This is a genomic window from Micromonospora sp. NPDC049580 (assembly GCF_040675595.1).
Taxonomy (GTDB): domain Bacteria; phylum Actinomycetota; class Actinomycetes; order Mycobacteriales; family Micromonosporaceae; genus Micromonospora.
This window is the reverse complement of sequence record NZ_JBFAPG010000422.1, coordinates 1-5,605: the sequence shown is the minus strand read 5'-3', so window position 1 is coordinate 5,605 and position 5,605 is coordinate 1. Positions and strand designations below refer to the sequence as shown.

Annotated in this window: 8 protein-coding genes; 1 reads left to right on the top strand and 7 read right to left on the bottom strand. The window is 73.3% G+C overall.

Features of this window, described 5'->3' with window-relative positions; genetic code table 11:
- The 5 genes from AB0J68_RS25820 to AB0J68_RS25800 all read right to left on the bottom strand — a co-directional run.
- A partial coding sequence (locus tag AB0J68_RS25820; RefSeq protein WP_363940775.1) for an AMP-binding protein occupies positions 1–426 on the bottom strand: 426 nt, incomplete at its 3' end.
- Positions 423–917, bottom strand: coding sequence for a beta-ketoacyl synthase chain length factor (locus AB0J68_RS25815; protein ID WP_354860712.1), 495 nt, complete (start codon positions 915–917; stop codon positions 423–425). The genes AB0J68_RS25820 and AB0J68_RS25815, both read right to left, overlap by 4 nt.
- A 98-nt stretch (positions 918–1,015) precedes the next feature.
- Positions 1,016–2,113, bottom strand: a complete 1,098-nt coding sequence (locus AB0J68_RS25810; RefSeq protein WP_363940773.1) for a beta-ketoacyl synthase N-terminal-like domain-containing protein — start codon at positions 2,111–2,113, stop codon at positions 1,016–1,018.
- Entirely contained in the window at positions 2,106–2,351 is a 246-nt protein-coding gene (locus AB0J68_RS25805) for an acyl carrier protein (RefSeq protein WP_354862636.1), read from the bottom strand. The genes AB0J68_RS25810 and AB0J68_RS25805 overlap by 8 nt, the downstream gene beginning before the upstream one ends.
- On the bottom strand, positions 2,351–2,617 hold the full coding sequence (locus tag AB0J68_RS25800; RefSeq protein ID WP_354862635.1) for an acyl carrier protein: 267 nt from the start codon (positions 2,615–2,617) through the stop codon (positions 2,351–2,353). Before AB0J68_RS25800 ends, AB0J68_RS25805 begins: the two co-directional genes overlap by 1 nt.
- Positions 2,618–2,647: 30 nt before the next feature.
- Here AB0J68_RS25800 and AB0J68_RS25795 point away from each other — a divergent pair, with 30 nt between their 5' ends.
- Positions 2,648–3,370 carry a 4'-phosphopantetheinyl transferase superfamily protein gene (locus AB0J68_RS25795; RefSeq protein WP_355067822.1) on the top strand — a complete coding sequence of 241 codons (723 nt, stop codon included), beginning with the start codon at positions 2,648–2,650 and terminating at the stop codon, positions 3,368–3,370.
- Here AB0J68_RS25795 and AB0J68_RS25790 read toward each other — a convergent pair.
- A complete protein-coding gene (locus AB0J68_RS25790) occupies positions 3,268–4,659 on the bottom strand; it encodes a class I adenylate-forming enzyme family protein (protein ID WP_355067785.1) in 1,392 nt (463 codons plus the stop codon). The two genes, AB0J68_RS25795 and AB0J68_RS25790, sit on opposite strands and share 103 nt — an antisense overlap.
- A gap of 299 nt (positions 4,660–4,958) precedes the next feature.
- The coding region (locus AB0J68_RS25785) for a helix-turn-helix domain-containing protein (RefSeq protein ID WP_363940770.1) at positions 4,959–5,605 on the bottom strand (647 nt) is incomplete at its 5' end.

Here is a 5,605-nt window from a genome sequence, read left to right as displayed (position 1 = left end):
CAGGTCGTGCCCGGCCAGCAGCGCGGTGTGCGCGTCGTCGGCGAGCACACCGACGCCGCGTAGCCGGCGGATGTACTCGGCGGCGATCTCCGGGCGGAGCTTGCCGTTCATCAGCGCCGGGATCGCCCCGAGCCGGGCCAGTGCCAGGAAGCTCAGCACCATGTCGGCGGCGGCGGTGGCCCAGACGGCGACCGGGTCGCGGGGGCGTACCCCGCGCTCGTGCAGCCAGGCGGCGCGGGCGGCGACCCGCTCGTCGAGCTGGCCCAGCGTGAGCGGCGCCTGCGCCGGGTGCCCGTCGACGGCGGTGTCGAAGGTCAGGCCGGGCCCGTCCGGGTCGGCGCCGTGCGCCAGCACCCGGGCCAGCATGTTGCCCGCGCCCAGCTCGGTGTCGGCGGCCAACGCGCCGCGCAGTCCCGGTGTCCTCATGGTCGTGCTCCTCCCCCCAGCAGCACCGCGACCGCCTCGGTGGACGTGTCGGGCGCCTGTTCGATCAGGACCAGCAACACCTCGTCGGCGTCGCCGTCGTCGCGCAGCAGGGTCGCCTCGGCGGTGCCGTCGGCGTACGGGTCGCCGGTCGGGCTGAGGCAGACCACCGGGCCGCGCAGCCCCCAGCGGGCCGCGAGGTGCCCGGCGACGCTGTTGGGCACGGACTGGTAGAAGAACAGCGGGCCGACCCGTCCTCCGGCCTCGACCGTGGCCCGCACATGCTCCGCGCTGGCCCGGTCGCCGCTGGCGGTGACCAGCACGATCGCCGTCCGCGTCCCGGTGGGCACCGGCCCCGTCCCGTACCGTCGGCGCAGGCACCGCTCGGCAACGGCCACCACCACCGGCGCGAACCCCGAGAACACGAACCCCGGAACTCCCGGCACGTCCCCGTCCCCGTCCTCGGGCCAGCGAGCCCGGGCGAGCTCCCGCACCCCCGCCTGCCGCGATCGTGCGATTTCGGTAGTCGTTTCGCGTGCTTCCTGGGATTCGTCGGGACGGAAGGTGCACGATCGCGGGGAGGTCGGGGTGGTCACGGGGTGCCGACCAGGAGGGCGGTGTTGGCGCCACCGAAGGCGGCGTTGAGGGTCAGGGCGTGGGTCGCGGTTGTCCTGCGTGGACGGTCCGTGATGACATCCAGGGGGCACGCCTCGTCCGGGCCGCGCCAGCCGGCGTTGACGGGCAGTTCGCCGTGGCGCAGCGCCAGCGCGGTGACCACCAGTTCGAGCAGCCCGGACGCCTCCAACGCGTGCCCGTGCAGCGCCTTGGTGGAGCTGACCGGCACCTGCCCGGCGTACCCGTCGAGGGCCTGGCGCAGCGCTGCCGCCTCGGCGGCGTCGCTCTGCGCGGTGCCGGTGGCGTTGGCGTTGACGTAGCCGACGGCCTGCGGTGGCAGCCCGGCCCGGCGCAGCGCGGCGCGTACCGCGTGCGCCAGCCCGGTGCCGGACGGGTCCGGCTGGCAGGGGTGGAACGCGTCCCCGGCCCGCCCCCAACCGACCACGGTGGCCACCGGCTCACCGTCGCGTCGACGGGCCACCGCGCTGGACTCGAGCACCACTGCGGCAACCCCGTCCCCGAGCAGCAACCCACGTCGGCCGGCGCTGAACGGGCGTACCGCCCCGTCGTCGGAGAGAGCCCGGCCGGCGTCGAAGAGCGCGAACTGGTCCGGTTCGACGAGGTAGCCGGCGGCCACGACCGCCCGGTCCAGGTCGCCCCGGGCGATCAGCGTGGCGGCGTCGGCCACCGCCGTGCTCGCCGACACGCAGGCGCTGGTGTAGACGCGGGTCGGACCGGACAGTCCGCCGCCCTCGGCGAGCCGAGCCGCCAGCGCGGACGGGCCGGGCGGGCCGCCGTGCACGGCGAGCAGCAACGCGCACCCCGCCCGCCGTACGCCGGTCAGGCCGGCCGCCGCGCAGGCCGCGTCGATCGCCGCGGCCAGCTCGTCGGCGAGGGTGCCGACGTCGGGCAGGGTGGCGGCCACGGCGACCCGGCGGGCAGTGGTGTCGAAGCGGCGTACCGGGCCGAACGCCAGCTCGCCGGCCAGGACGCCGGCGAGCTGCGCGTCGGCGCCCCGACCGAGGGCGCTGACCGCGTGCACACCGGTGAGCTGGGCGACGGGTGGCTCAGCCATCTGCGGTAGCGGCCAGCGACGCCCGGAAGACCACCAGGGCGTCGTCGACGGTACGGATGCCGGCCAGGTCGTCGTCGGTGAGGTCGAGCCGACGCTCGTAGCGCTGCTCGATGAGGTGCACGAGCCAGGCGAGTTCCATCGAGCCGATCCGGTCGGGGACCTCGGCGGCGGGTTTCGCGGTGAGTTCGGCGAGCATGGTCAGCAGGTCAGCTCGCCCCAGGTCGGGCTGACCGGACATCAGGCGTTGTCGCTCGTCGCCTCGGCGACACGGTCGGCGACCATGGTGGTGAACTCGCCGACCGTCATGAGGGCCAGCTTCTCCGACTCGTCGTCGGCGAACGTCACGCCGTAGCGGTCCTCGACGCGGACGGACAGGTCGGCCAGGGCCAGCGACTCCAGGTCGACGCCGGACGGGCCGAGCGTGGTGTCGTCGTCGAGCCCCTCGACGTCGTAGTTCATGTCGGCGAGCTGCTCGACGACGAAGGCACGGACCTCGGCTCTCATGGATACCCTCTCTGCGTGGGCCAACTGACGGTGTCCGATCGGGACACCGCGTACGTGTGGGTCGGTCGGGACACCGGCGGTCGGCCGGGTCCCGCCGTGCGGTTGCTGCGGCGGGCGGGCGCGGCGCTGCTCGGCCGCGCCGAGGCGGAGGTGGTGCTGGCACACGGCCCCGCCGGCAACCCGGTCGTACGGGTCGCCGCTCTGGCGGACCCGGGGCCCGTCGAGCTGCCGGTCAGCGTCAGCCGGGCCGGTCAGGTCGTGGTGGTCGCCGCCCGTGCGGCCGGCCCGGTCGGCGTGGACGTGGAGGAGATCCGTCCGCTGCCCGCGCTCGCGCTGGCCCGCCGCTGGTTCACGCCGGCCGAGCTGGCCTGGCTGGCCACTCGACCCGAGGCCGGCCGGGCGGCGGAGTTCCTGCGGCTGTGGACCGCCAAGGAGGCGGTCGGCAAGGCGCTCGGCCTGGGGCTGCGCGCCGGCGGACTGCTCCGGGAGATGCCCCCACCGGTCGGGCCCGGGCTGCCGCTGCGGCCGGTGCCCGGCGGCGAACCCCTGCGGGTCGGTCATCCGGAACTGGGTGGCGGTCTCGTCCTGGCCGTCGCGGTACGCGCCGAGGCGGGCGTCGACGTCGACGTCGAGGTGGTGCAGCGGGCCGGTCACGACGTCGCCGACCGCAGCGCGCCGGTCGAACGGACCAGCTTGCCGGTGGTGGTGCGGGGCAACGCGTCGAGCAGACGCAGCACCCGGGGCCGCTTGTAGCCGGCCAACCGCTCGGCGAGGAGCTTGTCCAGCATCTCCTCCGACAGCGGGCCGTCCGGCTGGACGTACGCGGTGATGCCGTCGTCCCACACCACCACGGCGGCGGCCACGCCGGGCAGCTCGGCGACGGTGGCCTCAACCTCGGTGAGGTCGACCTTCATTCCGCCCACCGAGACCTGCGAGTCGAGCCGGCCGCGCACGGTGACCAGGCCGGATTCGGCGTCGACGATGCCGGCGTCGCGGGTGTGCAGCCAACCGTCGGCCCAGCGGGTCGGGTCGCTCAGCCCGACGTACGGCGACGCCGGGCAGGACACCCGCAACTCGCCGTCGGTCTCGCGGACCTCGATGCCGGGCGCCGGGGCGATCGACGGCCGGTGCGCTCCGTGCAGGTCGGTGCCGATCACCCCGACCTCGGTCATCCCGTACATGTTGCCCAGCGGCACCCCGTACCGGTCGGTGAACGCCTGGGCCACGGCGGCCGGCACGAGTTCGCCGCCGGTGGTCATCCGCCGCAACTGCGGCAGGGGCCCGGACGGCCGCGTGGAGGCGAGTAGACCGATGTGGAACGGCACACCCAGCACGGTGGCCGGTGTCGGGTCGGCGGCGATCGCGGCCAGCACGGCGTCACCGCTGAGCCGCTGTGGCGGCACCAGCTCGACCCCGGCGTGCAGGCCGTAGAGCAGGCCGCCGACGAGCCCGAGCACGTGCACCATGGAGGGCAGCAGGATGATGCGCTCGCCGGGCAGCGGTACGCCGTCGATGCGGGTGTAGCGGCCCACCTCGGCGACCAGGTCGGTGGCCGTACGGCCGATCACCTTGGACGGTCCGGTGGAGCCGGAGCTGAGCTGGATCACGGCGTGCCCGCTGACCGCCGGCCGGTCGGCGTAGCGGGTGATGCTCTCGGTGACGTCGACGAAGACCTTCAGCGCGCCGCCGGAGGTCCGCAGCGGCGCGATCACCACCTGCGGAGTGAGCCGGGCCAGCGCCCGATCCACCTCGTGGTCGGTCAGCCGGTGGTCGAGCAGGATCGCCTGTGCGCCAGTGCGCCAGGTGGCCAGCAGGTTCACCACGTACGCCAGCGACGGCGGCAGTCGTAGCGCGGCGGCGCCACCGGGGCGCAGGCCGGCAGCGATGAGCAGGTCCTGCGCGGCGGTCACCAGCCGGTGCAGGGTGACCCGGTCGATCGATTCCGGCAGGCGGAGACAAACATCGGTCGGATGGCCGGAGAACAGGATGTCGTCCACCCATCCGGGGTCTTCAGCCGTAAGGTTTCCTGTCGATTGATCCATCGCCCTCGCCGTTCAACCCGCAGCACAAATTAGGGCATAGCAACCGTTTGTGAACAACTTTCGGGGTGCTGACGGAACCCTACGACAGCCGCGCGGAGCATCGCTAGATGCAAATGGCTAGATCAAACAGAGCGCCCGGACCGATTGCCACATACCGGTGCCCACCGTCACTCGGACCGCCATCACGGCCCAACGTGCATGATCGACTCGGGTTCCGTGAAGCCGGGTTAGCGGATTCCGCGTTCTCCGGGAACCCGAGCCGATGTGGGAACGCAGTCGGTGAGTGTGGACGAGCTCGGTCAGTCGTTGGCCCCAGGTGCGGTCGACGTGTCCGCCGGCGCAGGAAGCAGTTGGCCGATGAGGATTTCCGTCAGCCATTGTTCGTACCGCTGCGGAGACCAGCCTCGGTCGCTGACGAGCAGGCGGTAGACCTCCGGGGACGTGAGCGCGTTGATGATGTCGTCGGCGTCGCGTTCGCGCAGCGTCGGCCGTAGGGCGCCGGTGCGCGCGAGGGATCGCGCGAACTGCGCGTGGCCGTGTTGCCTCTGCCGCGTCAACTCGGCGAGCAGTGCCGCGGCATCGGGATCGGTGCCAGCCGCACTGACCAGAATCCGGTGAACAGGCTCGGCCCTGGACATGATGCCGCAGGCGAGGCCGGCCAAACCTGACAGCTGGCTCCTGGGGTCGCGGTCGGCGAGAAGCGCACGGACCATGGGCCGGTCGGGCAACGCTACGGCCCGGTCGTCACCGGCTATCGAGATGTCGAGCAGTGCCTTGAGGATCCCGAGCTTGGAAGAGAACAACCGGTACACCGTCGCGGGCGGTACGTCCGACACCTTGCTGATCGTTTCGATCGTCGTTGCGGCGTAGCCGCGCTCAAGGAACAGGTCCCGCGCGGCCGCGACGGTCAGGCGCGGACCCGCCTGGCCCGCGCCGCGGTCGTCGC